Source organism: Kitasatospora sp. NPDC088548 (genome assembly GCF_044753005.1).
Classification (GTDB): domain Bacteria; phylum Actinomycetota; class Actinomycetes; order Streptomycetales; family Streptomycetaceae; genus Kitasatospora.
The window spans coordinates 23,462-46,770 of the sequence record NZ_JBIVMI010000022.1; the positions used below are offsets into that span (position 1 = coordinate 23,462).

The window sequence follows — 23,309 nt, forward strand, 5'->3', positions numbered from 1 at the left end:
TACGGTCGTCACCGGACGAAAGGGGAGGACCATGACCACCGGCTCGACCGGACTGCCGCCCTCCGGCCCTGGGCCGGACGGCTCCCGCCGGGTGCGGCTGCTCAGCTACAACATCCGTTCGCTGCGCGACGACCGGCAGGCCCTGGTGCGGGTGATCCGGGCCTGCGAGCCCGATCTGGTCTGCGTCCAGGAGTCGCCGCGCTACTGGCGGCCGAAGGGCCAGGCCGCCTGGCTCGCCCGGCGCACCGGCCTGGTGATCCTGGCGGGCGGCGGCCGGATCGCGGCGGGCCCGCTGCTGCTCGGCCGGCCCGGCACGGACGTCCTCGCCGTCCATGACCGGCTGTTGCCCAAGACCCGCGGCCTGCATGCGCGCGGCTTCGCCTCCGCCCTGGTCCGGGTGGCCGGGTCGGCGCCGTTCACCGTCACGAGCTGTCATCTGAGCCTGGACGCCGATGAGCGCCTGGCCCAGTTCGAGCTGCTGCTCGACCAGGCCGGGATCGCCGAACTCGGCGTCGTGGCGGGAGACTTCAACGAACACCCGGACGGTCGGGGCTGGCGGCTGCTGGCCGCCCGGCTGCGGGACGGCCACCTCGCCGCGCCCTGGGGCGGCACCTTCACCTCGGTACCGGAGAACCCCTACCAGCGGATCGACGCGGTCTTCACCACCCCCGGCATCCAGGTCCTCGCCTGCGGCGTCCCGCACGGCCTGCCCGGCGTCGGCGAGGCTGACCTGCGGGCCGCCACCGACCATCTGCCGGTCCTCGCCGTGCTGGAGCTCCCGGCCGGCTGAGCCGCCGTCGGGGGCGGGAGGCCCGCTCCCGCCCCGACGGGCGGAACTCAGACGGGTGGAACTCAGACGACCGCGCCGCCGTGCGGGTCCTCGGGCTCGTCGTCGTCCCGGTCCTTCATCCGGACCACCAGGGTGGCGAAACCGCCCAGGAAGGCCGTGACGCCGACCCAGGCGGGCCAGCCGGAGACCTCGCGCCAGACCACCGCGTCGAACAGCAGCAGCGCCGGGCCGCCGAGCACCGCGAGCCAGGCGAACTTGGCGGTGACGTCGGCGGGCGGCAGCGGTGGCGGCTCCGGCGGGACGAAGTGCCCCTCGTCCGTCTCCTCGGCCAGCTCGAAGTCGCGCGGGCCGGAGCCGGCCGCCGGCATCACCGGCCGGGTCGAGCGGGGGCGGGGCTGCGGCGCCAGGTCCGCGAGGTCGCCCGGGCCGGTGCGGTTCTCGGTGCCGTCCTTGAAACCGCCCTTGAGCTCGCCGCGCGCCCGAAGGTCCTCGATTTCCGGCCAGTTCGGGTTGTTGAGGTCGACGGGATCGTCGAACTGGGCGACCAGCGCGGCGAAGATCTCGTCCTGCTCGGCCTGGCTGCGCTCGGGCGCACGCCGCGCCCGGGGCTCCTCGGGCGTCGCCGGGCCGGCGCCGTCCGCCGCGGGAAGCGCCTTCGCGCCGTCCGCCGTCCCCCCGCCCGCCGTGCCGCCGTCCTTTGCCACGCCGTCCTCGCGGGGTGCCTCGTCCTCGCCGCCCGCCGTGCTGCTCTCGTGCACTTCCGGCCCTTCAGCCTTGGTGATCGTCGGATTCGACCCGGGTGACGCCCGCCGCGTGCGCGGGAGCCAGCCGCCGGATGAAGGCCAGGCAGGCCGCGAATATTTCCGCCGCGTCGTGGTCCAGCGTCGCGACGTGGTAGCTGCGCTGGCACAGCCGCTCCGTCACATCGGTCGAGGATATCCGGGTCAGCACCAGTTCCGAGTTGGCCGGCGAGACGACATGGTCCTGCGGGCTGTGGAACAGCAGCACCGGCTGGGTCACCTCCGGCAGCCGCCGCTGGACGTCCTTCCAGAGCAGGGACAGCGACCAGGCCGCGTGCAGCGGCGTCCGGTCGTAGCCGAGCTCGACCGCGCCGGGGCGGGCGATGTCGTTGGCGATCCCGGGCAGGCTCGGCACCACGTGCCGCAGTGCAGGGAGCAGCACACTCGCGGGGTTGTCGGAGCGCACCGACGGGTTGACCAGCACCAGCCCGGAGACCACCGGCCCGTGCAGCGCGGCCAGCCGCAGCGCCAGCGAGCCGCCCATCGACAGCGCGCAGACGAAGACCTGCTCGCACTCGGCGGCCAGCGCCAGCAGCTCCCGCTCGACCTCGGCGTACCAGTCCTCCCAGCGGGTGACCTGCATGTCCTGCCAGCGGGTGCCGTGCCCGGGCAGCAGCGGCAAGGAGACCGTGAACCCCGCCGCGGCCAGCTCCTCGGCCCACGGGCGCAGCGACTGCGGCGAACCGGTGAAGCCGTGGCAGAGCAGTACGCCGACCGGCCCACCCCGGTGGCGGTACGGTTCGGCACCGGGCAGCGGCGGCATGGCGGGCTCCTTCGCGGGCAGGGACTGCGGGGAAGCGGAAGCTGGGCGGAGCTGGCTGGCAACGGAGAGGCTGCGGAAACCGCATCGTCCCACGGGCCCGCCCGTGCCGTACAGCCCTGTCCGGCACGCCGCCGGAGACCCGGCCGACGGCCCGGCGGGGCGGGGCGGGGCGCGGGCGGTGGCCGCGGGGCATTAGGATCGACCGGTCCGCATAACAGGAGGCCCGGGTTGTTCTACCGACTGATGAAGATGATCGTCGCGCCACTGCTACGGATCTTCTTCCGGCCGTGGATCGAGGGCGAGGAGAACATCCCCGCCGAGGGTGCCGCGATCATCGCGAGCAACCACCTCTCCTTTTCGGACTCCTTCTTCTTCCCCGCGCTGATCAAGCGACGGGTGACCTTCATCGCCAAGGCGGAGTACTTCAACACCCCGGGCGTGAAGGGCAAGCTGACGGCCGCCTTCTTCAAGGGCGTCGGCCAGCTGCCGGTGGACCGCTCGGGTGTGCGTGGCGCCGGCGAGGCGGCGATCCGCAGCGCGATCGCGGTGCTGGATCGCGGCGAGCTGTTCGGGGTCTACCCGGAGGGCACCCGTTCGCCCGACGGCAAGCTCTACCGCGGCAAGGTCGGCGGCCTGGCCCGCGTCGCGCTGGCCACCGGCGCGCCGGTCATCCCGGTCGCCATGATCGACACCGAGAAGGTGCAGCCGCCAGGCCAGGTGGTCCCCAACTTCGGTATCCGCCCGGGCATCCGGATCGGCCGCCCGCTGGACTTCTCCCGCTACCACGGCATGGAGAACGACCGTTTCATCCTCCGTTCGGTGACGGACGAGGTGATGTACGAGATCATGCGGCTCTCCGGCCAGGAGTACGTGGACATCTACGCGACCGCCGCCAAGCGGCAGATCGCCGACGACAAGAAGCGCGCCGACGCCGAGCGCAAGGCCGTCCAGAAGGCCGAGCAGGCCGCCGCCAAGGCCGAGAAGGCCGAAGCCGAGCAGGCCGAGCAGGCCGAGAAGGCCGCCGAGGCAGAGCAGGCCGGGTCCGCGAAGACCGAGGCCGCCAAGGCGGAGCGGGACGAGAAGGAGACCGGGTCGGCCTGATCCGGCCGCCCGGGGGAGGGGCAGCGCAGATGACGGACGGCGGCAGAACCGGGGCGGTCGGGGGGACTCTCACGGCCGGCGGCATGTCGGTCGAACTGCCCCTCTGGCGCGCCATCTCCTTGTTCCGGGTGCTCGCGCTCTGCTACGCCGTCCTGCGCTACTTCAACGCGTACCTGGGGTTCCTGCACCCCGTCGCCGGCTGGATCTACCTCGGCGCGCTCACCCTCTGGACGCTGGCCAGCACCCGCGCCTTCGCCGGCCCGCAGCGCTGCACCTGGTACGTGCTCGGCACCGACCTCACCCTGGCCGTCACCGGCATCGTGATGAGCGGGATGACCGACGACCCGGTCCGGATCGGCCACGGCGCGCCCACCCTCCCCACCATCTGGGCGGCCGGCACGGTGCTCGGTTTCGCCGGCAAGGGCGGCTGGCGCTGGGCGGCGGCGGCCGGTTCGGTGATCGGCCTGGCCAACATCCTCGGCCACGGCGGCCCCACCGGCGACAACATCCACAACATCGTGCTGCTGATGGTGGCCGGCTGCGCCATCGGCTACGTCATCGAGCTGGCCCGCGCCAGCGAGGCGACGCTCACCCGGGCGCTCCAGGTGGAGGCGGCCACCCGGGAGCGCGAGCGGCTCTCCCGGGACATCCACGACGGGGTGCTGCAGGTGCTCGCCCTGGTCCAGCGCCGTGGCGGCGAGGCCGGCGGGCCCGGCGGCGCGGACTTCGCCGAACTCGGCCGGCTGGCCGGGGAGCAGGAGCGCGCGCTGCGTGCGCTGATGAGCGGCGGCCCGCTGCCGGCCCAGCGCGAGCCGCTGGCCCCGCAGGACCTGCGCACCCTGCTCGGCCCGTACGCGGACGAGCGGATCACGCTCTCCGCCCCCGGCACCCCGGTGCTGCTGCCCGCCCCGGCCGCCGCCGAGCTGGCCGCCGCCGTCGGCGCGGCGGTGGACAACGTCCGCAAGCACGCGGGGGACGGGGCCCGGGCCTGGATCCTGGTGGAGGACGAGCCGGAGGCCGTCACGGTCAGCATCCGCGACGACGGCCCGGGTTTCGCCCCCGGGCGGCTCGGCGAGGCGGAGCGGGCCGGGCGGCTCGGCGTCTCCCAGTCGATCCGCGGCCGGCTGCTGGACCTCGGCGGCACGGCCGAGCTGTACTCGGCGCCCGGCGACGGCGTCGAGGTCGAACTGCGCTTCCCGAGGAGGGGTTCCGATGACCGACCAGCCGATGACCGACCGGCCGGGCACCGACCGGCCGCCGGTCCGGCCAGCTGACCGTCCGGTCGACCAACTGGCCGACCAGCCGGTGCGGGTCATGGTCGTGGACGACCACCCGATGTGGCGCGACGCCGTCTCGCGGGACCTCGCCGAGGCCGGGCTGGACGTGGTGGCCACGGCGGGCGACGGCGAGGAGGCCGTCCGCCGGGCCCGCGCCTGCGGCCCGCAGGTGGTGGTGCTGGACCTCAACCTGCCGGGCCTGCCCGGCGCCGAGGTCTGCCGCCAGGTGGTCGCCCAGGACCCGTCGGTGCGGGTCCTGGTGCTCTCCGCGAGCGGCGAGCACCAGGACGTGCTGGAGGCGGTGAAGTCCGGCGCGACCGGCTACCTGGTCAAGTCGGCCGGCCGGGAGGAACTGCTGGACGCGGTGCGCCGCACCGCCGTCGGCGACGCCGTCTTCACCCCGGGCCTGGCCGGCCTGGTGCTCGGCGAGTTCCGCCGGCTGGCCGCCGAGCCCGCCCGGGCCTCCGCGCCGGCCGCCCCGCAGCTGACCGCCCGGGAGACGGAGGTGCTGCGGCTGGTGGCCAAGGGACTGTCGTACCGGCAGATCGCGGACCGGCTGGTGCTCTCCCACCGCACGGTGCAGAACCACGTCCAGAACACCCTCGGCAAGCTCCAGCTGCACAACCGGGTCGAGCTGGTCAGGTACGCGATCGAGCAGGGCCTGGACGACGGGATCTGAGCGGGCGCGCCGGACGGCACGCCCGCTCGCGGACGCGGTTCAGCCGCGCAGCGCCGCCGCCTCGCGCAGCAGCCCGGCGACGATGTCCACGCCGTCGCGGGTGAGCACCGACTCCGGGTGGAACTGGAGCCCGGCGAAGCCGGCGCCGCGCAGCGCGTGCACGTCGCCGGTCAGCGCGTCGCGGGAGACCTCGATGCCCTCGGCGGCCAGCCGGGCCGCGTCCTCGTCGGAGCAGCGCGCGGTGAAGGTGTTGTAGAAGCCCACCGTGCGCCGGGTGCCGAAGAGGTCCACCGTCTCCTGCGCGCCCTGGTACGGCACGCCCTTGCGGGCCAGCGGCAGGCCGAGCGCGTCCGCGAGCAGCTGGTGGCTGAGGCAGACGGCGAGCAGCGGCGCGGTCCGGGCGCCGGAGCGGACGGCGGCCAGCGCGTCGGCGACGACCGGGCGCAGGACGGCCATCTTGGGGTCGTCGGCGACGGCCGGGTCGCCCGGGCCGGGGCCGAGCACCAACGGGCCCCGGTGGGCGGCGACCCGCTCGCGCAGGCCCGGCTCGTCGTAGCGGACCACGGAGACCTGGTGGCCGAGCGAGGTCAGCAGGTGGGCGAGCATCGCGGTGAAGGTGTCCTCGCCGTCCACCACCAGGGTCGGCTCGACCTCGGTGATCTCGGCCGGCGCCTGCATCCGCAGCCAGAACGGGGCGAGGCCGGCGCGCCGGTCGTCCAGCGCGGCCTGGACCCGGTGGTCGTCGGCCAGCCGGGGGCCGGTCGGGTTCGGCACCCGGCCGGAGGCGGGGCGGGCGCCGATCGCGGTGAGCACCCCGGCGGCCTTGGCGTGGGTCTCGGCGACCTCGGAGTCCGGGTCGGAGTGGCGGACCAGGGTCGCGCCGACGCGGACCACCAGGCGCCCGGTGGCCGGGTCGATGTCGGCGGTGCGGATGCAGATCGGGGAGTCCATCAGCTGTCCGCCGCTGGCCGAGCGGCCGATCAGGGCGAGCGCGCCGGAGTAGTAGCCGCGTCCGCCGGGCTCGTAGCGCTTGATCACCCGGGTGGCGTTCTGGACCGGGCTGCCGGTGACGGTGGCGGCGAACATCGTCTCCTTGAGCACCTCGCGGACGTCCAGCGAGGTGCGCCCGCGCAGCTCGTACTCGGTGTGGGCGAGGTGGGCCATCTCCTTGAGCCGCGGGCCGAGCACCTGGCCGCCGAGGTCGCCGACGGTGCACATCATCTTGAGTTCCTCGTCGACCACCATGGTGAGCTCCTCCAGCTCCTTGGGGTCGTGCAGGAAGGAGAGCAGCGAGTCGATGTCCGCGCCGCCGGCCGGGTAGCGGTAGGTGCCGGAGATCGGGTTCATCACGACCGTCCCGCCGCTCTGCCGGACGTGCACCTCGGGCGAGGCGCCGACCAGTACGCGGTCCCCGGTGTGCACCAGGAACGTCCAGTAGGCGCCGCGCTCCTGCTCCAGCAGCCGGCGGAACAGCGAGAGCGCGAGCGCGGGGGAGAAGTCGTCCAGGGTGGCGCGGAAGTCGCGCCGGATCACGAAGTTGGCGCCCTCGCCGCGCCCGATCTCGTCCTCGATGACCCGGCGGACGATCCCGGCGTACTGCCGGTCGTCGATGTCGAACGAGCCGCCGGACAGCGAGACCGGCAATCGCGGCAGCACGGGGGCCACGTCGGCCAGCGGAAGGGCGTACTGCTCGGTGACCGAGAGCGCCTGCAACGGGGTCGCGTCGTCGTGCGCCTCGAAGCCGCGTTCGCGGATCTGCCGGTACGGGACGAGCGCGAGCAGGTCGTGCACCGGCCCGCCGGACGGCACCCCGTCGCGGACCGGCAGGTCGGCCAGGTGCTCGTAGCTGCCGACGGTGCCCAGCAGCACCTCGACGGTGTCCGGGGCGAGCCGGGGGGTGCGGCGGTGCAGCAGCGCGAACGCGGGGGCGTCGGGGCCGGTGAGTCGGGCGATCAGGTCGGCGGCGGTGGTCACGGTGGCGGCTTCCTTCCGGGGGAACTGCGGGGTGCGGTGCTGGGTTCCGCTCCCGGGAAGGCCGTCTGTCCAGACGTCGACGGCCGCCCCGAGGGGCGGCCGTCGTGTTCGTCTAGGAACGCGTGATCGGTGGGCCACCCTTGGGGTTGGCCCACCACCAGGAGTGGCTGTGCGGCGCGTTCATGCTTTGAGAGTAGCGGATGGCCCGATGGGGTGAGGCGGATCACGTGATTGTCCGAGATGTGTCTCACCCACCGGGCAGCGGTCACGAATTGGCTGCCGCACCCCGTAGCCTTGCGGTGTGACCGTGACGAATCCCCACTCCTGGCAGTCCCTGCCCGCGGCGCAGCAGCCTGAATGGCCGGACCAAGAGGCTCTGCGCAAGACCCTTGCGGAGCTTGCCTCCTATCCGCCGCTCGTCTTCGCGGGCGAGTGCGACCAGCTGCGCGCCCGGCTCGCTGCCGTCGCGCGTGGTGAGGCGTTCCTCCTGCAGGGCGGCGACTGCGCCGAGGCCTTCGACGGCGTCTCGGCCGAGCACATCCGCAACAAGCTGAAGACCCTGCTCCAGATGGCGGCCGTGCTGACGTACGCCGCCTCGGTGCCCGTGGTGAAGGTCGGCCGGATCGCCGGTCAGTACTCCAAGCCGCGGTCCAAGTCGACCGAGACCCGCGACGGGGTGACCCTGCCGGTCTACCGGGGCGACTCGGTGAACGGCTTCGACTTCACCCCCGAGTCCCGGATCCCGGACCCGGAGCGCCTGAAGCGGATGTACAACGCCTCCGCCGCGACGCTGAACCTGGTGCGCGCCTTCACCACCGGTGGCTACGCCGACCTGCGCCAGGTGCACGCCTGGAACCAGGACTTCGTGCGCAACTCGCCGGCCGGCCAGCGCTACGAGCAGCTCGCCCGCGAGATCGACAACGCGCTGGCGTTCATGAACGCCTGTGGCGTGGCGCCGGAGGAGTTCAGGACGGTCGAGTTCTACTCCTCGCACGAGGCGCTGATCCTCGACTACGAGACCGCGCTGACCCGCGTGGACTCGCGCACCGGCGAGCTGTACGACGTCTCCGGCCACATGGTCTGGATCGGCGAGCGCACCCGCCAGCTGGACCACGCGCACATCGAGTTCGCGTCGAAGGTCCGCAACCCGATCGGGGTGAAGCTCGGCCCGACCACCTCGGTCGACGAGGCGCTCACCCTGATCGAGAAGCTCGACCCGGAGCGCGAGCCCGGCCGGCTCACCTTCATCACCCGGATGGGCGCGGGCAAGATCCGCGAGCACCTGCCCACCCTGGTGGAGAAGGTCACCGCGTCCGGCGCCCAGCCGGTCTGGATCTGCGACCCGATGCACGGCAACACCTTCGAGGCGTCCAGCGGTCACAAGACCCGCAGCTTCGACGACGTGCTCGACGAGGTCAAGGGCTTCTTCGAGGTGCACCGCGCGCTCGGCACCCACCCGGGCGGTATCCACGTGGAGCTGACCGGCGACGACGTCACCGAGTGCGTCGGCGGTGGCGACGAGGTGCTGGTCGACGACCTGCACCAGCGCTACGAGACGGCCTGCGACCCGCGCCTCAACCGCAGCCAGTCGCTGGACCTGGCGTTCCTGGTGGCGGAGATGTACCGCGGCGGCCAGTGACCGGCCCCGCCGTAACGGCCTGATGTGACGAAGGCCCCTCCGGATTCGGTTCTTCCGAGCCCGGAGGGGCTTTTTCGTACCCGGATCGCCAGGTAAGGTGAGGCTTAGTGAACTAAGGCAACCCTTAGTCAAGATCGTTCCGCACCACCCCGGGAGAGTCCTCGATGTACGTGTGCATGTGCCATGCGGTCACCGAGGACCAGGTGAAGAAGGCGATCGACGCCGGTGCCGACACCCCGCGCCGGATCGCCAAGGGCTGCAAGGCCGGCACCGACTGCGGCTCCTGCGTCCGCCGGATCCAGGCGCTGCTCGGCGAGTACGGCGCCCGGCCCTGTCCGACCGCCCGGCTGGCGGCGAAGCTGGGGCTGGCGGACCCGGAGACCGTCGATCGGGCCCCGGCCGCGGTGCCGGACCGGCCGGCTCCGCTGCGCGCGGCCTGAGCCGCCGCCTTCCCGCTCCGCCGTGGCTCAGGAGTCCGGCTGCTCGATCAGCTGGGCGATGTAGAGCGCCTCGCCGAGCTTCTCCACCAGTTCCAGCTGGGTGTCGAGGTAGTCGATGTGGTGCTCCTCGTCCGCCAGGATCGACTCGAAGATGTTCGCCGAGGTCACGTCGTTCTTGGCCCGCATCACCACGATCCCGCGCTTGAGCCGGTCGATCGCCTCGACCTCGACCTGGCGGTCCGCCTCGAACATCTCCTTGACGGTCTGGCCGATCCGGACGTGGAAGAGCCGCTGGTAGTTCGGGAGCCCGTCCAGGAAGAGGATGCGGTCGGTGAGCACCTCGGCGTGCTTCATCTCGTCGAAGGACTCGTGGCGGGTGTACTTGGCGAGCTTCGTCCAGCCGAAGTTCTCCTGCATCTTGGCGTGCAGGAAGTACTGGTTGATCGCGGTCAGCTCGGCGGTGAGCTGCTCGTTGAGGAATTCGATGACCTCTGCGTCGCCCTTCATGGCGGCTGCCTTCCTGCTCTGCGTCCGGGAACCACGGCCGTACCGTCCGGCTGCACGCATCCTGGCACCGCTATGGGAGGAAATTCCAGTAAGTTCACACTCACTAGGACATGTGTCGGAATATCCCATTTAGGCACCTATTGGCCTGTGTGGGCGGGCGCGCGACCTCGGAAAGGGGCGCGCGCAGATGGTTGTCCGCCGTCTGTCACCATGGACTCATGGGTCAGTCCGAATACGAAAAGCTCCCTCCGTCTGACCCGAGACTCCCCCCCGGGCAGCGCCCGCAGCGCGGCTGGCCCGCCCTGCACTACGGACCCGTGCCCCGTTTCAAGCCGCTGACCTGGGACTTCCAGGTGTTCGGGGCGACCGCCTCGGCGGAGAAGCACAGGTGGGACTTCGCCGGCTTCAACGCGCTGCCGCGCACCACCGTGCGGGCCGACTTCCACTGCGTCACCAAGTTCTCGGTGCTCGACAGCGACTGGACGGGCGTGTCGGCCTCGGTCGTCCTCGACGAGGTGCCCCCGGCACCCGGCGTCACCCATGTCATGGTCTGGGCCGAGTACGGCTACAGCGCCAACCTCCGGCTCGCCGACTTCGCCGACCCCCGGACGGTCTTCGCCACCCACCGCAACGGCGAGTCGCTCACCGCCGAGCACGGCTTCCCGGTCCGTCTGGTCGTCCCGCAGCTGTACGCCTGGAAGGGGCCCAAATGGGTCAGGGCGGTGGAGTACATGCGGGCCGACCGCCGCGGTTTCTGGGAGGAACGCGGCTACCACAACCTCGCCGACCCCTGGCGGCAGCAGCGCTACTCCTACCAGGAGGAACCGGGCGACGGCCCGCTGCGCTGACGGACATCCTCTAGAGGAACGGGAAGCTGACCGTCACCACCGTGTGCTGCGGGCGGCGCTCGCCGGCGGCGGGGGACTGGCTGGAGACCTTGCCGGTGCCGAACAGGTTGACGCCGCTGCTCTGCATGGCGAACCCGGCGGCCTGGAGCGCCTTGGCGGCGTCGTCCTTGGACATCCCGGTCACGTCCGGAACGGGCACCATGCCCTTGCTCACCACCAGCGAGACCGGGGTGTTCTCCGGCAGCCGCTGCCCGGCCGCCGGCGAACTGCTGATCACCGAGCCCTCCGGCACGGTGTCGTCGTACGTCTCGGTCACGCCGCCCCGGGCCAGCTGGACGCCGGAGAGGGCGGCCGCGGCCTGCTCGGCGGACTTCCCGGTGACGTCCGGCACGGCGATCCGCTTGGGACCCCGGGAGACGGAGACGGCGACGGCGTCGCTCTTGCGGGCCCGCGCCCCCACCCCCGGATCGGAGGAGATGATCTGCCCGGCCGGGACGGTCTCGCTGTACACCTCGGTGAAGCGCCCGTGCATGCCGACGCCGTCCAGGATGCGCTGCGCCTCCGCGCGGTCCTTGCCGAGCACGCTCGGCACCGTCCCGTACAGCGCCCCGGAGAGCGCGTACGTGGTGCCGCCGACCAGCAGCGCCAGGACCGCCAGCACGGAGGCCCAGATCAGCGGGGTGCGCGGCAGCCGGCGCAGCGGGCCCGGGCGCCGGATGCGCACCGGCGCCGGCTCGTCGTACGGGCGGGGCTCGGTGAGCAACTGGTCCATCAGCTCCGGCGGGACGTCCAGCACGCTGGTGCGCTCGGTCTCCGGGGCGGCGGGACCGGCCGCGGGGCGGATCACCGAGGTCGGCTCGCTGGTCGGGTACTGCGGGCTGGGCCGGGTGGAGGCGGGCGGCTCGGCGTCCAGCCGGGCCGGGGTGAGCGTGCGGCGTACCCGCTGGAGGGCGGCCAGCAGCTCGACCGCGTCGTACGGGCGGGCCTTCGGGTCGCGCGCGCAGGCGCCGGCCACTATGGCGTCGAGCTCGGGGCCGACCCCGGGGACGGCCAGGGACGGCGCGGGGACGTCCTCGTGCAGGTGGCGGTACATGACCTGGACGGGGTTCTCGCCGGTGTGCGGTCGGTGGCCGGTGAGCATCTCGTACAGCAGGATGCCGGCCGCGTAGACGTCCACCCGCTGGTCGGTCCCGGCGCCGGGGCGGATCTGCTCGGGGGCCAGGTAGGAGACGGTGCCCAGGACGGTGCCGGCGGTCGCGGTGGTGGAGGTGGCCGCGCCGTCGGCGGTGTTCAGCACCCGGACCAGGCCGAAGTCGGCGACCTTGACCAGGCCGTCGTCGGTGATCAGCACGTTCTCCGGCTTGACGTCCCGGTGGACCAGACCGGCCCGGTGGGCGGCGCCGAGCGCGGCCAGCACCGGCTCCAGGATGTCCAGGGCGGCCCGGATGGAGAGCGCGCCGCAGTCGCGCAGCAGGTCGCGCAGGGTGCGGCCGGGCACGTACTCCATCGCGAGGAAGACGGTGCCGCCGTCCGCGCCCTGGTCGAAGACGTTGACCACATTGGGGTGCGCCAGCCGGGCCACCGCCTTGGCCTCGCGGATGAACCGGCCGGTGAAGCCGTCGTCCCCGGCGAGCGAGGGGTGCATCACCTTGAGGGCCACGACCCGGTCGAGCCTGGTGTCGGTACCCCGGTACACGGTGGACATCCCGCCGGCCGCGATGCGCTGCTCGACCCGGTACCGGCCGTCGAGCAGGGTACCGATCAGCGGGTCGTGCAATGCCATGTCCACCCGGTGATTCTAGTGGCGCGGGCCGGGGCGGGACCCCGGGCGACACCGCGCCCGGGGCCTCTGTGCCCGGCTTGTGACACGCCCCGGCGCGCCCGGGTCAGAACGCCGGGTGCTCGCGGGTGTCCAGGTCGGCCCGGCCGGCCATGGCCGAGGAGGCCTCGGCGTGGAAGCGGCGCGGGATCCGGCCCGCCCGGTACGCCAGCCGGCCGGCCTCGGCGGCGTGCCGCATCGCGTCGGCCATCAGCACCGGGTCCTGGGCGCGGGTCACCGCCGAGGCCAGCATCACCGCGGCGCAGCCCAGCTCCATCGCCAGCGCCACGTCCGAGGCGGTGCCGGCGCCCGCGTCCAGGATCACCGGGACCCGGGCGCTCTCCACGATCAGCTGGAAGTTGTGCGGGTTGCGGATGCCCAGGCCGGAGCCGATCGGGGAGCCCAGCGGCATGATCGCCGCGCAGCCGACGTCCTCCAGCTTCCGTGCCAGCACCGGGTCGTCGTTGGTGTAGGGCAGCACGGTGAAGCCGTCGTCGACCAGGGTCTCGGCGGCGTCCAGCAGCTCGATCGGATCGGGCAGCAGGGTCCGCTCGTCCGCGATGACCTCCAGCTTCACCCAGTCGGTGCCGAGCGCCTCGCGGGCCAGCCGGGCGGTCAGCACCGCCTCGCCGGCCGTGAAGCAGCCGGCCGTGTTGGGCAGCACCCGGATGCCGTTGCGGACCAGCACGTCCAGGACGGAGCCCTGGGTGGTGGCGTCGACCCGGCGCATCGCCACCGTGGTGAGCTCGGTGCCGGAGACCCGCAGCGCCTGCTCCAGGATCTCCAGGCTGGGCGCGCCACCGGTGCCCATGATCAGCCGGGAGCCGAACGTGGTCCCGGCGATGTCCAGCAGGTCGTCCGCCATGGTCAGCCTCCCTGGACGGCGGTGAGGATCTCGACCCGGTCACCCGCGGCGAGCCGGGTCCGCGGCCACGAACCACGCGGCACCACGGTCTCGTTGAGCGCGGCGGCGACGCCGGAGTTGGCGGCGCTCAGCGCGGCCACCACCTCGGCGAGGGTGGTGGTGGCGGGCACCTGCCGGGGCTCGCCGTTGACGGTCAGTGCGATCTCGCTCATGCGGGGGCCTTCGTGGTGGAGCGGGCGGGGGAGAAGCGGGTGGGGGTGAACGGCGCCGCCAGGGCGGGCGTCTCGCCGGTGGCCAGGTACTCGGCGACCAGATCGGCCGTCACCGGGGTGAGCAGCACGCCGTTGCGGTAGTGGCCGGTGGCGGCGACGAGGCCGGGCAGGGCGGTCGGACCGATCAGCGGGGCGTTGTCCGGGGAGCCGGGGCGCAGTCCGGCGGAGGTCTCCACCAGGGGCAGCTCGGTGATGCCGGGGACGAGCTCGTGCGCGTCGCGCAGCAGCTCGTACACCCCGCCGGCGGTGACGGTGGTGTCGTACCCCTGCTCCTCGCTGGTGGCACCGATCACCAGCTCGCCGTTCTCCCGGGGCACCAGATAGAGGTGCCGGCCGCGCACCACCGCGCGCACGTTGCGGGAGAGGAACGGCCGGTACGGCTCGGGCACCCGCAGCCGCAGGATCTGCCCCTTCACCGGGCGGATCGCGGGGAGCACGCCCTCGGGCAGGCCGGGCAGCCGGTGGCTGTGCGGACCGGCGGCGAGCACGATCCGGTCGGCGGTGACGGTCTCCAGTGTGTCCAGCCGGGCGCCGACCGCGCGGTCGTTCTCGACCAGCAGTTCGGTGGCCTCGGCGCGGTGCAGCAGGACGCCGGCCCGCTCGCAGGCGAGGACCAGCGCCCTGGCCAGTCGGCGGCCGTCCACCTGGTGGTCGTCGGTGACGTGCAGACCGCCCCGGACGCCGGGGGCGAGCATGGGTTCGAGCCTGCGGGCCTCGCGGCCGGTGAGCCAGTGCGAGTCCAGGCCGAGCCGCTGGTGGAAGGCGTGCAGTTCACGCAGTTCCGCGCGGTCGTCGGAGTCCAGGGCGACGGCGACGGTGCCGCACTGGCGGTAGCCGGTGTCCTGGCCGCCGCTCGCCTCGGTGAGTTCGGCGGCGAAGGCGGCATAGCGCTCGTTGGATGCCATCCCGAGGCGGAGCAACGGCTCCTCGCCGTACTGGAGTTCGGTGACGGGGGCGAGCATGCCGGCCGCGACCCGGGCGGCGCCGCCGCCGTGCGCCGGGTCGATCACCACGATGTTCCCCAGCCCGCGCCGGGCCGCGCGCCAGGCGACGGCGAGGCCGATGATGCCCCCGCCGATCACCAGGACGTCGGCATGCGCGCCCTTGGCCAAGCGTGTCAAAGTCGCTGCTCTCCCTTCGCCGGTATGACCCGGATCAGGTTCGGACGGTCGCAGGCCGTGTCAGCCCGCCTCTCAGCCCGGTCCGCCGGGCTCCCGTGAATTGGTGCCACCACCTTAACTCCGCGTCCCGCCCCGGCCGAAGGCGCGTACGAGGGGTGGACCCGAGCCCGGGTGGGGCCCGGACGGACGGCCGCCGCTGAGTACAGTGACGGCGTGGCAGAGCTGAGCGGGACGGATCAGGTGGTCGTGGTCGGGGCCGGGCTGGCCGGGGCGCAGTGCGCCGCGGGGCTGCGGCAGGGCGGCTGGCGGGGGCGGATCGTGCTGGTCGGCGAGGAGCCCCACGCGCCGTACGACCGGCCGCCGCTCTCCAAGGAGGTGCTGCTCGGCAAGGCCGATGCCACCACCCTCGACCTCGACTTCGCGGACCTGGGCGTCGAACTGCTCACCGGCCGCCGCGCCACCGGCCTCACCCCCGGGGTGCTGCACACCGACGCCGGCGATCTGCCGTACGGCACGCTGGTGATCGCCACCGGTGCCGCCCCGCGGGCCCTGCCCGGCGCCGAGCGCGCGCACCTGCTGCACACCCTGGACGACGCGCTGGCGCTGCGTGCCCTGCTCCGGCCGGGCCTGCGCCTGGTGCTGGTCGGCGCGGGCTGGATCGGCGCCGAGGTGTCCACCGCCGCCCGGGCGGCGGGGTGCGAGGTCACGGTCGTCGAGATGGGCCCGGCGCCCGTCCCCGGCGCGCTGCCCGCCGGGATCGGCCGGGCGATGGCCGCCTGGTACGCCGAGGCCGGGGTGGACCTGCGCTGCGGCGTCGGGGTCGCGGCGGTGGAGCCCGGCGCGGTGCTGCTGGCGGACGGCTCGCACCTGCCGGCCGACGAGGTGCTGGTCGGGATCGGCGCCCGGCCGGCCACCGGCTGGCTGGCCGGCTCCGGCGTCGAACTGGACGCGGCCGGTGCCGTCCTGGTGGACGAGCGGCTGCGCACCAGCCTGCCCGGCGTCTTCGCCGCGGGGGACTGCGTCAGCTATCCGTCGGCGCGCTCCGGCGTCCGGCTGGCCGTCCAGCACTGGGACCACGCGCTGCAGTCCGGCGCGGCGGCGGCCGCCGCCGTTCTCGGCGCGCAGGCGCCCTACGATCCGGTGCCGTACTTCTGGTCGGAGCAGTTCGGCCGCATGGTCCAGTACGCCGGGCGGCACGGGGCCGGTGACGAGCCGCTGTGGCGCGGTTCACCCGGGGAGCCGTCCTGGTCGGTGCTCTGGCTGCGCGACGGTGTGCCGCGCGCCCTGCTCGCGGTGGACCGTCCGCGCGACCTCGCCCAGGGCCGCCGGCTGATCGAGCGCGGTACGGCGCTGGACCCGGCCCTGGCGGCGGACCCCGCGGTGCCGCTGAAGTCGGCGCTCGCCGGGTAGCGCGGCGGGGCCCGCAGGCGGCCGCCCCGGTGCTCGACGGACCTGTGACGGGTGTGCGGCGGGTGGTGAGTGGTGCGCGGCGGGCCGTGGAGGTGGCAGTCTGGTGGCGTGAGTGAGATCGAAAGCAAGATTGAAACCCTCGTTTCCGAGTGGATGTACCTGCCCGACATCTCGGAGCAGTGGGGCGTGCGGGTCACCGAGGTCCGCGACCTGGTCCGCAGCGGCGGGCTGATCGCGGTCCGGCGCGGCCCGAACAAGTCGCTGCAGGTGCCTGCCGCGTTCATCGACGGCCAGGGCCTGGTCAAGCACCTGTCGGGCACCCTGACCGTCCTGCGCGACTGCGGGTACAACGACATGGAGATCCTGGAGTGGCTCTTCACCGAGGACCCGTCGCTGCCCGGCAGCCCCATCCAGGCGCTGTGTGAGAACCGCGGCACCGAGGTGAAGCGCCGCGCCCAGGCGATGCTGATCTGATGGCGGCGGACACCCCGCGCCGGCGGCTCGCCGACGCCCGGCTCTACCTGTGCACCGACGCCCGCCGCGAGCAGGGCGACCTCGCCGAGTTCCTGGACGAGGCGCTGGCCGGCGGGGTGGACATCGTCCAGCTGCGGGACAAGGGCCTGGAGGCCAGGCAGGAGCTGGCGGCCCTGGAGGTCTTCGCCGACGCCTGCCGCCGCCACGGCAGGCTGCTGGCCGTCAACGACCGCGCCGACGTCGCGCACGCCGCCCGCCCCGACGTGCTGCACCTCGGGCAGGACGACCTGCCGGTGCCGGCCGCCCGGGCGATCCTCGGCGAGGACGTGATCATCGGACGGTCCTGCCACGCCGAGTCCGAGGTGGACGCGGCGATCGCCGAGCCCGGCGTGGACTACTTCTGCACCGGGCCGGTCTGGCCGACCCCGACCAAGCCCGGCCGCCACGCGCCGGGCCTCGGCCTGGTCTCGTACGCGGCCGCGCGGGACACCGACCGGCCGTGGTTCGCCATCGGCGGCATCGACCTCGGCAACCTGGACCAGGTGCTGGCGGCCGGCGCCCGCCGGATCGTGGTGGTGCGCGCCATCACCGGCGCGGACGACCCGCGGGCGGCCGCCGCCGAGCTGTCCCGGCGGCTGCGGGCCTGACCCCGCCGGGCCCGCCGCCGTCCGCCCGTACCCGCCCGCCGTACCCCCGGTACCGGTCAGTACTTGCGGACGGTGGCGGCCTCGGCCAGCGCCAGCAGCACCTCGCGGGCCTGCTCGTCCGCCAGCGGCGCCGCCTCCAGCGCGCCGAGCGCCTGGCGCATCAGCTCCTCGATCCGCCGCTCCACCAGCCCGGGCGCGCCGCTGCGCTCCACCAGCGCGCGCAGCCGGGTGACCTCCTCGGTCGCCAGGTCCGGTGCCCCGAGCCGCTCGTCCAGGTGGCGGGCGTCGGCCGCGGACAGCCCGCGCATGGCGTGCGCCACCAGCAGGGTGCGCTTGCCCTCGCGCAGGTCGTCCCCGGCCGGCTTGCCGGTGACGGCCGGGTCGCCGAAGACGCCCAGCAGGTCGTCCCGGAGCTGGAACGCCTCGCCCAGCGGCAGGCCGAACGCCCCGTACGCCTCGACCAGCCCGGGCCCGGCGCCGGCGAGCAGCGCGCCGATCTGGAGCGGGCGCTCGATGGTGTATTTGGCCGACTTGTAGTGCAGGACGGTCTGGGCCCGCTCCAGCGCGCCCGCGTCGGCGGAGTCGCCGGCGACCGGCTCCAGGACGTCCAGGTACTGGCCGACCATGACCTCGGTCCGCATCAGGTCGAACACCGGCTTGGCGGACAGCACCGCGGCCGGTTCCAGGCCCGAGCGCAGGAACAGCTCGTCGCACCAGATCAGCAGCAGGTCGCCGAGCAGCACCGCCGCGGAGGCGCCGTACTGCTCGCGGTCGCCGCGCCAGCCGCTCTCGCGGTGCAGGGCCTCGAAGCGGCGGTGGACGGAGGGCAGGCCGCGCCGGGTGTCGCTGCGGTCCATCAGGTCGTCGTGGACCAGCGCGCTGGCCTGGAGCAGCTCCAGGGCGGCCGCCGCGTGCGCGATGCCGTCGCCCCCGGCCGGGCCGCCGGCGCCGCGCCAGCCCCAGTAGCAGAACGCCGGGCGCAGCCGCTTGCCGCCGTCGAGCAGGAAGTCGCGCAGGGCGTCGGCGGCGGGTGCCAGCCGCGGGGAGATCTTCCCCAGCAGCGCCGACTGGCCGTCCATGAACCCGGCGAGCGCGGCGTTCACCCGCTCGCGCACGTCCTCCACGTCAATGGGGCTGGCCGGGCGGCTGGTGGGCGAGGTCACGATGAGGCTCCGGAGGTTCGCTGGGGTGCGGCAAGCCTAGCCGGGCGGCTGGGAACGCCTGTACGGACGACGGCCGGCCGGGATCCGGAATGCCGTCCACCGATTGTCTCAATCCGTGGACCTCGGTTGTCCGGGTCCTTTGCCCGACGGTTAACCTGCCAGCATGGCACTCGGCGTCGCTTCCACCAGAACAGACCGCGCGCAGACGGTTCGCGAGCTCCTGGCGGCTGGCAAGCGGTCCTTCTCCTTCGAGTTCATGCCGCCGCGCACCGAGGTCGGTGAACAGCGGCTCTGGGACGCCATCCGGCGGCTCGAACCGCTCGACCCGAACTTCGTCTGCATGACCTACGGGGCCGGCGGCTCCTCGCGCGAGCGCACGGTCAACATGGTCGGCCGGATCGCCACCGAGACCACGCTGACGCCGGTCGCCCACCTGACCGCGGTCGACCACTCGATCGCCGAGCTGCGCAACATCATCGGCCACTACGCCGACCAGGGCGTACGCAACGTCCTCGCGGTGCGCGGCGACCCGCCCGGCGACCCGACGGGCGAGTGGGTGAGCCACCCGCAGGGGGTCACCTACGCGTACGAGCTGGTGGAGCTGATCAAGGGGATCGGCGACTTCTGCGTCGGCGTCGCCGCCTCCCCGAACATGCACCCGCGCTCGACCGACTGGGACGAGGACATCCGGCACTTCGTCGGGAAGATCCGCGCGGGCGCCGACTACGCGATCACCCAGATGTTCTTCGAGGTCGACGACTACCTGCGGCTGCGCGACAGGGTCACGGCGGCCGGCTGCGAGGCGCCGATCATCCCGGAGATCATGCCGGTCACCAACGCCAAGCAGCTGGACCGCTTCCCCCAGCTGAGCGGCTCGGCCTTCCCGGCCGACCTGGAGGAGCGGCTGCGGGCCGTGATCGACGACCCGGTGGCGCTGCGCGAGGTCGGCATGGACCACGCCACCGCGATGTCCGAGCGGCTGCTCGCCGAGGGCGCCCCCGGCCTGCACTTCATCACGCTCAACCACTCGACCGCGACGCTGGAGATCTACCAGAACCTCGGTCTGCACCAGCGCTGAGCGGCCCGGCCGCCCCGGCCGGAGAAGTGCCGGGGGCGGCCGGGAACGCGATGCGGTACCCGGGCCGTTGAACCGGTACAGTCGCCGCACACGCGCGGCGCGCGCGGGCACGCGACTGGAGGTAGCGGGCGGATGGGTGTCGGATACCTGCTGCTGTACGCCGCGTTGGCGGTGGTGGCGCTCTGGCTGGTGGCCGAGCTGCTGCTGCAGAACCGGGCCCCGATCCACTGGCGCGGTCTGGCCCTGGGCGGCTTCCTCGGGGTGGCCGCCGGGATGGCGATCGGCTCGGTCGTGGTGATCGGTGCGGGCGCCGCGCTGTTCGCGGTCGGCCAGACCTTCGTCACCCTCTCGGTCAAGCGCGGCTACACGTCCGGCTGGTCGCTGCGCAAGGCCGACGGCGGCCTGCCCGGACCGCTGGCCAAGGTCCCGCTGCTCGGGGCGCTGACCGGCGGCGGCGCGGTGGCCGCGGCCACCGCGGCGGCGGCCAGGATCGGCGAGGTCGGCGCGGTCGAGGAGCCCCCCGGGCCCGCCCCGGTGGCGGCCGAGGCCGTCCCGGCCGTCGAGCAGACCGCCGCCTTCGAGATGCAGGAGCTCGCCGCGGACGGCGTCTACGCCCCCGCCTACTACGAGCAGCAGCACGAGCAGCAGCAGGCCGTCCAGCCGGACCCGTACGCCGGGGCCTACCAGTCCGGCTACGACGTCCAGCAGCAGCCGCAGCCGCCGGGCTACGACCAGCAGCAGTGGCAGACCCAGCAGCAGCCGGCGTTCACCTACGACCAGGGCTACGGCGGCTACCAGCAGCAGCCGGACCCGTACGCGGGCTATCAGCAGCAGGAGCAGTACGCGGGCTACCAGCAGCAGCCCGCCTGGGACCCGAACGCCCAGCAGCAGTGGCAGCCCGAGCAGCACCCGCAGCAGCAGCCGGTCATCCCCCAGCAGCCGTCCTACGACTACGGCTACCAGCAGCAGAACACCTGGCAGCAGGGCTGACGGCCGCCGGGCGTGGCCCTGGGCGGGCAGGCCCTAGGCGGGACCGACCAGGTTGGCCACGATGCAGGCGGACATGCCCACCCTGGCCAGCCCGCCGCCGGGGTGGGCGGCGCCGCCCACCAGGTAGAGACCGGGGAAGTCCTCGTTCGGCGCCTGGAGCAGCGCGCCGTCGGCGCCGGCCAGGGCGGGCGGGGGCACCGAGCCGAAGAAGGAGGCGGTCTCCCGCTCGGTCTCCTCGGGCGTGCGCACCACCCGCCACAGCACCCGCTCGCCGAGGCCCAGGCCGGCCGCGTCGACGTGGGCGAGCATCCGGTCGGCGAAGCGGTCGGCCGCGCCGGGCGCGCCCCAGTCGAAGTCCAGTGAGGGCGTGGTCGCGGTGAGCACCACGCTCTCGTGGCCCTCGGGGTGGAGCGACGGGTCGTCGGGCCGCAGCACCTGGACGGTCGGCCGGTCCGCGAGCGGGGCTCCGGGGGTGAAGATCCCGGCGAGTTCGGCGGCCGGGTCCGCCGCGTGCACCACCGTGCGGTGCGCGGTGCCGGCCGGACGGGCGCCGCGCAGCGCGAGCAGCACGCTGACCCGCCCGGGCACGCCGTGCAGCCGCTGGGCGGCGGCGGGCCAGTCGTCGGACGACTCGGCCGGGCCCGTCCAGCCGGTGTGCAGCACCCTGGCGTCCATCGAGGAGACCACCAGATCCGCGTCGAGCCGGTCGCCCTTGGTCTGGACGCCGCAGACCCGGCCGTCCCGGGTCGCCACCTTGGTCACCGGCGTGTCGAAGCGGAACGTCACCCCGCGCTGCTCGCACCGCCGGTACACCGCCTCGGCCAGCGCGCGGATGCCACCGCGCACGTACCAGACGCCGAAGGACTGCTCCATGTACGGCAGCACGGTGGCGCTCGCCGGGGCGGTGCGCGGGTCGAGGCCGAAGCGCAGCGCGTGCTCGTGCAGCAGGGCGGTCGGGCCGGGGTGGCCGCCGAGTTCGCGGGCGGCGACGTCGGCGAGGGTCCACGGGCGGGGCCGGCGCAGCCGGGCCAGGCCCTGGCGGGGCGGGGTGGGGTAGGGGTCGCCGTGCAGCGGGGCAGGGTCGGCCGGGAGGGGCTCCTCCAGCAGCGGGCGGCGGGTGGTCTCCCAGACGGTGCGGCCGTGGTTCATCACCTCGCTCCAGCGGGCGCCCGAGCCAGGGCCGAACGCGGCGTCCAGGGCCTGGATGTAACCGGCCCGGGAGGCGTTGGGCAGGGTGAGGACGGTGCCGTCCGGGAAGAGGTGCAGGCTCTCCGGGTCCACCGGGACCAGCTCGACCAGCTGCTCCAGCGGCTCCTTGCCGGTCTTCAGCGCGAGGTCGCGGTAGACGGCCGGGAGGGTGAGCAGACCGGGGCCGGTGTCGAAGGCGAAGCCGGCCCGCTCGTACCGGCCGACCATGCCCCCGTACGTGCCCCCGGCCTCGCAGACCGTCACCCGATGTCCGAGGGTCGCCAGCCGGGAAGCCGCCGCGAGCCCGCTCATTCCTGCGCCGATGATGACGATCCGTGCCATGGCACCCGATCCTATGACCGCGCCGCCCACGATCCTTCCCCCGCCTCACCGGCCGCGGCCTCCGCCGGTCGCGGGCCGGCCGCGCGGGCGGCCCTGCGCTCGCGGCGGCGGGCCCGGAAGCGGCGGATCCGGCTGATCGCGAACCAGACCAGCAGCAGGCCGACGGCCAGCAGCACGGCGGCGACCGACGCGGCCAGCCACGGGTGGAAGATCGCCAGGGTGACCAGCCCGGCGACCGAGACGTCCTCGGCCAGGCTGACCATGATGTTGCTGGCCGGTTCGGGCGAGGTGTTGACCGCCATCCGCAGCGAGGCCTTCACCAGATGGCTGACCAGTGCGGTGGTGCCGCCCATGGCGCCCGCCGCGACCTCGCCGAGCGAGCCCGGGTCGGCGCTCGCGAGGAGCGCGCCGACGGTGGCGCCCGCGACCGGGCGGATCACGGTGTGGACGGCGTCCCAGACGCTGTCCACGTAGGGGATCTTGTCGGCCACCGCCTCCAGCAGGAACAGCGCGGCGGCGGCGATCAGCACATCGGTGCGCTCCAGCGCCGACGGTACCGAGTCGGTCCCGGCGAACCGGCCCAGCAGCCCGAGCAGCAGCACCACCGCGTACGCGTTGATCCCACTGGCCAGCCCGCTGGTGAAGATCAGCGGCACGATCGTCATCGGTCTCCCTCCTCGGAGCGCCTGCCGGGTCCACCCGGTCTCGCCGTACCGTACCCGGGACGCCGGCCGGGGGCGGCCGGTTCCTGGCCCGGAAGGGACTGAGTACGGATACTCAGAAAAGCGGTTGAGTATCTGAGCGGATGGCCTCCGACCTGCGGGGACGGGACAGTAGGGGCACCGGGACGGAGAGCGCGTCGGGCGCGCCGGACCGGGAGGCGGACAGGTGCCGTCCACCGGCAGTGAGAGGCCGGCGGGACGGCACCGGCGGGTCCGTACGGGAGCCGGCCGGAGGCCGCGCACCGCCGACACGGGGCGGCGGAGCACGGCCGGGGGGGCGGCGACGGGGGAGAGCCGGAACGCCGTCCGTGGGGGGACGGCGCTTCGGCCGGTGCGGGGCGGTGGTGCGGGGCCGGGAGGACCGGCCGATGCCCGCCGCCCACACGCACGCCCGCACGCC

At 73.9% G+C, this 23,309-nt stretch carries 23 protein-coding genes and 1 riboswitch; of the genes, 12 read left to right on the top strand and 11 right to left on the bottom strand.

Annotated elements, in window-relative coordinates:
* The first annotated feature begins 31 nt into the window (after positions 1-31).
* Positions 32-790: an endonuclease/exonuclease/phosphatase family protein gene (locus tag ACIP82_RS25665; protein ID WP_400656579.1), complete on the top strand. Its 759-nt coding sequence runs from the start codon at positions 32-34 to the stop codon at positions 788-790.
* Positions 791-852: 62 nt separating this feature from the next.
* Here ACIP82_RS25665 and ACIP82_RS25670 read toward each other — a convergent pair whose 3' ends face one another.
* Both ACIP82_RS25670 and ACIP82_RS25675 read right to left on the bottom strand, forming a co-directional pair.
* Positions 853-1,548, bottom strand: coding sequence for a hypothetical protein (locus ACIP82_RS25670; RefSeq protein WP_363607278.1), 696 nt, complete (start codon positions 1,546-1,548; stop codon positions 853-855).
* Between the two features lie 10 nt (positions 1,549-1,558).
* Positions 1,559-2,353, bottom strand: coding sequence for an alpha/beta hydrolase (locus ACIP82_RS25675; RefSeq protein WP_400656581.1), 795 nt, complete (start codon positions 2,351-2,353; stop codon positions 1,559-1,561).
* Between the two features lie 228 nt (positions 2,354-2,581).
* Between ACIP82_RS25675 and ACIP82_RS25680 the strand changes: the two genes are divergently transcribed.
* The 3 genes from ACIP82_RS25680 (at position 2,582) to ACIP82_RS25690 (ending at position 5,410) form a co-directional block, all read left to right on the top strand.
* Entirely contained in the window at positions 2,582-3,454 is an 873-nt protein-coding gene (locus ACIP82_RS25680) for a lysophospholipid acyltransferase family protein (RefSeq protein ID WP_400656583.1), read from the top strand.
* An 83-nt stretch (positions 3,455-3,537) separates the two neighbouring features.
* Entirely contained in the window at positions 3,538-4,728 is a 1,191-nt protein-coding gene (gene macS / locus ACIP82_RS25685; RefSeq protein ID WP_400656585.1) for a MacS family sensor histidine kinase, read from the top strand.
* A gap of 40 nt (positions 4,729-4,768) precedes the next feature.
* A complete protein-coding gene (locus tag ACIP82_RS25690) occupies positions 4,769-5,410 on the top strand; it encodes a response regulator transcription factor (protein ID WP_363607382.1) in 642 nt (213 codons plus the stop codon).
* A 39-nt stretch (positions 5,411-5,449) separates the two neighbouring features.
* On the opposite strand, the gene ACIP82_RS25695 is transcribed toward ACIP82_RS25690, so the two are convergent.
* On the bottom strand, positions 5,450-7,384 hold the full coding sequence (locus ACIP82_RS25695; RefSeq protein WP_400656587.1) for an anthranilate synthase family protein: 1,935 nt from the start codon (positions 7,382-7,384) through the stop codon (positions 5,450-5,452).
* Between the two features lie 301 nt (positions 7,385-7,685).
* On the opposite strand from ACIP82_RS25695, the gene ACIP82_RS25700 reads away from it, so the two are divergent.
* The gene (locus ACIP82_RS25700) at positions 7,686-9,023 is read left to right on the top strand and encodes a class II 3-deoxy-7-phosphoheptulonate synthase (protein WP_363607283.1); all 1,338 of its coding nucleotides are present in this window, start codon (positions 7,686-7,688) and stop codon (positions 9,021-9,023) included.
* 164 nt (positions 9,024-9,187) lie between these two features.
* Complete coding sequence (locus tag ACIP82_RS25705; RefSeq protein WP_363607284.1) at positions 9,188-9,463, top strand: (2Fe-2S)-binding protein; 276 nt, start codon at positions 9,188-9,190, stop codon at positions 9,461-9,463.
* A gap of 27 nt (positions 9,464-9,490) precedes the next feature.
* On the opposite strand, the gene bfr is transcribed toward ACIP82_RS25705, so the two are convergent.
* Positions 9,491-9,970 carry a bacterioferritin gene (gene bfr, locus ACIP82_RS25710; RefSeq protein ID WP_363607285.1) on the bottom strand — a complete coding sequence of 160 codons (480 nt, stop codon included), beginning with the start codon at positions 9,968-9,970 and terminating at the stop codon, positions 9,491-9,493.
* A 218-nt stretch (positions 9,971-10,188) separates the two neighbouring features.
* On the opposite strand from bfr, the gene ACIP82_RS25715 reads away from it, so the two are divergent.
* Positions 10,189-10,818, top strand: a complete 630-nt coding sequence (locus ACIP82_RS25715) for a molybdopterin-dependent oxidoreductase (RefSeq protein WP_400656590.1) — start codon at positions 10,189-10,191, stop codon at positions 10,816-10,818.
* 10 nt (positions 10,819-10,828) lie between these two features.
* Here ACIP82_RS25715 and pknB read toward each other — a convergent pair whose 3' ends face one another.
* The 4 genes from pknB to thiO all read right to left on the bottom strand — a co-directional run bounded on the left by pknB (position 10,829) and on the right by thiO (position 14,895).
* Positions 10,829-12,601 carry a Stk1 family PASTA domain-containing Ser/Thr kinase gene (gene pknB, locus ACIP82_RS25720; protein WP_400656592.1) on the bottom strand — a complete coding sequence of 591 codons (1,773 nt, stop codon included), beginning with the start codon at positions 12,599-12,601 and terminating at the stop codon, positions 10,829-10,831.
* Positions 12,602-12,704: 103 nt separating this feature from the next.
* Positions 12,705-13,502: a thiazole synthase gene (locus tag ACIP82_RS25725; RefSeq protein WP_363607288.1), complete on the bottom strand. Its 798-nt coding sequence runs from the start codon at positions 13,500-13,502 to the stop codon at positions 12,705-12,707.
* A gap of 2 nt (positions 13,503-13,504) precedes the next feature.
* On the bottom strand, positions 13,505-13,714 hold the full coding sequence (thiS, locus tag ACIP82_RS25730) for a sulfur carrier protein ThiS (RefSeq protein WP_400656595.1): 210 nt from the start codon (positions 13,712-13,714) through the stop codon (positions 13,505-13,507).
* The gene (gene thiO, locus ACIP82_RS25735) at positions 13,711-14,895 is read right to left on the bottom strand and encodes a glycine oxidase ThiO (RefSeq protein WP_400656598.1); all 1,185 of its coding nucleotides are present in this window, start codon (positions 14,893-14,895) and stop codon (positions 13,711-13,713) included. Before thiO ends, thiS begins: the two co-directional genes overlap by 4 nt.
* Positions 14,890-15,002, bottom strand: a riboswitch (TPP riboswitch). It overlaps the preceding gene by 6 nt.
* 106 nt (positions 15,003-15,108) lie before the next feature.
* Between thiO and ACIP82_RS25740 the strand changes: the two genes are divergently transcribed.
* The 3 genes from ACIP82_RS25740 to thiE all read left to right on the top strand — a co-directional run bounded on the left by ACIP82_RS25740 (position 15,109) and on the right by thiE (position 17,426).
* Positions 15,109-16,305: an FAD-dependent oxidoreductase gene (locus ACIP82_RS25740; RefSeq protein WP_363607291.1), complete on the top strand. Its 1,197-nt coding sequence runs from the start codon at positions 15,109-15,111 to the stop codon at positions 16,303-16,305.
* A 108-nt stretch (positions 16,306-16,413) separates the two neighbouring features.
* Positions 16,414-16,779 carry an Rv2175c family DNA-binding protein gene (locus ACIP82_RS25745; RefSeq protein WP_363607292.1) on the top strand — a complete coding sequence of 122 codons (366 nt, stop codon included), beginning with the start codon at positions 16,414-16,416 and terminating at the stop codon, positions 16,777-16,779.
* The gene (thiE, locus tag ACIP82_RS25750) at positions 16,779-17,426 is read left to right on the top strand and encodes a thiamine phosphate synthase (RefSeq protein WP_363607293.1); all 648 of its coding nucleotides are present in this window, start codon (positions 16,779-16,781) and stop codon (positions 17,424-17,426) included. Before ACIP82_RS25745 ends, thiE begins: the two co-directional genes overlap by 1 nt.
* A gap of 56 nt (positions 17,427-17,482) precedes the next feature.
* On the opposite strand, the gene ACIP82_RS25755 is transcribed toward thiE, so the two are convergent.
* Positions 17,483-18,589, bottom strand: coding sequence for a polyprenyl synthetase family protein (locus ACIP82_RS25755; RefSeq protein WP_400656601.1), 1,107 nt, complete (start codon positions 18,587-18,589; stop codon positions 17,483-17,485).
* Between the two features lie 163 nt (positions 18,590-18,752).
* Here ACIP82_RS25755 and metF point away from each other — a divergent pair, with 163 nt between their 5' ends.
* Complete coding sequence (gene metF / locus ACIP82_RS25760; RefSeq protein ID WP_363607295.1) at positions 18,753-19,667, top strand: methylenetetrahydrofolate reductase [NAD(P)H]; 915 nt, start codon at positions 18,753-18,755, stop codon at positions 19,665-19,667.
* Positions 19,668-19,799: 132 nt separating this feature from the next.
* Positions 19,800-20,657 carry a hypothetical protein gene (locus tag ACIP82_RS25765; protein ID WP_400656604.1) on the top strand — a complete coding sequence of 286 codons (858 nt, stop codon included), beginning with the start codon at positions 19,800-19,802 and terminating at the stop codon, positions 20,655-20,657.
* A 33-nt stretch (positions 20,658-20,690) separates the two neighbouring features.
* Here ACIP82_RS25765 and ACIP82_RS25770 read toward each other — a convergent pair whose 3' ends face one another.
* Both ACIP82_RS25770 and ACIP82_RS25775 read right to left on the bottom strand, forming a co-directional pair.
* Positions 20,691-22,187: an NAD(P)/FAD-dependent oxidoreductase gene (locus tag ACIP82_RS25770; RefSeq protein WP_363607297.1), complete on the bottom strand. Its 1,497-nt coding sequence runs from the start codon at positions 22,185-22,187 to the stop codon at positions 20,691-20,693.
* Positions 22,188-22,198: 11 nt separating this feature from the next.
* The gene (locus ACIP82_RS25775; RefSeq protein ID WP_400656606.1) at positions 22,199-22,852 is read right to left on the bottom strand and encodes a DUF4126 domain-containing protein; all 654 of its coding nucleotides are present in this window, start codon (positions 22,850-22,852) and stop codon (positions 22,199-22,201) included.
* Positions 22,853-23,309: the final 457 nt, after the last annotated feature.

Coding starts and splice junctions, on each gene's coding strand:
- ACIP82_RS25665 (WP_400656579.1), top strand. CDS start 32: ATGACCACCGGCTCGACCGGACTGCCGCCCTCCGGCCCTGGGCCGGAC.
- ACIP82_RS25675 (WP_400656581.1), bottom strand. CDS start 2,353: ATGCCGCCGCTGCCCGGTGCCGAACCGTACCGCCACCGGGGTGGGCCG.
- macS (WP_400656585.1), top strand. CDS start 3,538: ATGTCGGTCGAACTGCCCCTCTGGCGCGCCATCTCCTTGTTCCGGGTG.
- ACIP82_RS25690 (WP_363607382.1), top strand. CDS start 4,769: ATGGTCGTGGACGACCACCCGATGTGGCGCGACGCCGTCTCGCGGGAC.
- ACIP82_RS25705 (WP_363607284.1), top strand. CDS start 9,188: ATGTACGTGTGCATGTGCCATGCGGTCACCGAGGACCAGGTGAAGAAG.
- bfr (WP_363607285.1), bottom strand. CDS start 9,970: ATGAAGGGCGACGCAGAGGTCATCGAATTCCTCAACGAGCAGCTCACC.
- ACIP82_RS25715 (WP_400656590.1), top strand. CDS start 10,189: ATGGGTCAGTCCGAATACGAAAAGCTCCCTCCGTCTGACCCGAGACTC.
- pknB (WP_400656592.1), bottom strand. CDS start 12,601: ATGGCATTGCACGACCCGCTGATCGGTACCCTGCTCGACGGCCGGTAC.
- ACIP82_RS25725 (WP_363607288.1), bottom strand. CDS start 13,502: ATGGCGGACGACCTGCTGGACATCGCCGGGACCACGTTCGGCTCCCGG.
- thiS (WP_400656595.1), bottom strand. CDS start 13,714: ATGAGCGAGATCGCACTGACCGTCAACGGCGAGCCCCGGCAGGTGCCC.
- thiE (WP_363607293.1), top strand. CDS start 16,779: ATGGCGGCGGACACCCCGCGCCGGCGGCTCGCCGACGCCCGGCTCTAC.
- metF (WP_363607295.1), top strand. CDS start 18,753: ATGGCACTCGGCGTCGCTTCCACCAGAACAGACCGCGCGCAGACGGTT.
- ACIP82_RS25765 (WP_400656604.1), top strand. CDS start 19,800: ATGGGTGTCGGATACCTGCTGCTGTACGCCGCGTTGGCGGTGGTGGCG.
- ACIP82_RS25770 (WP_363607297.1), bottom strand. CDS start 22,187: ATGGCACGGATCGTCATCATCGGCGCAGGAATGAGCGGGCTCGCGGCG.
- ACIP82_RS25775 (WP_400656606.1), bottom strand. CDS start 22,852: ATGACGATCGTGCCGCTGATCTTCACCAGCGGGCTGGCCAGTGGGATC.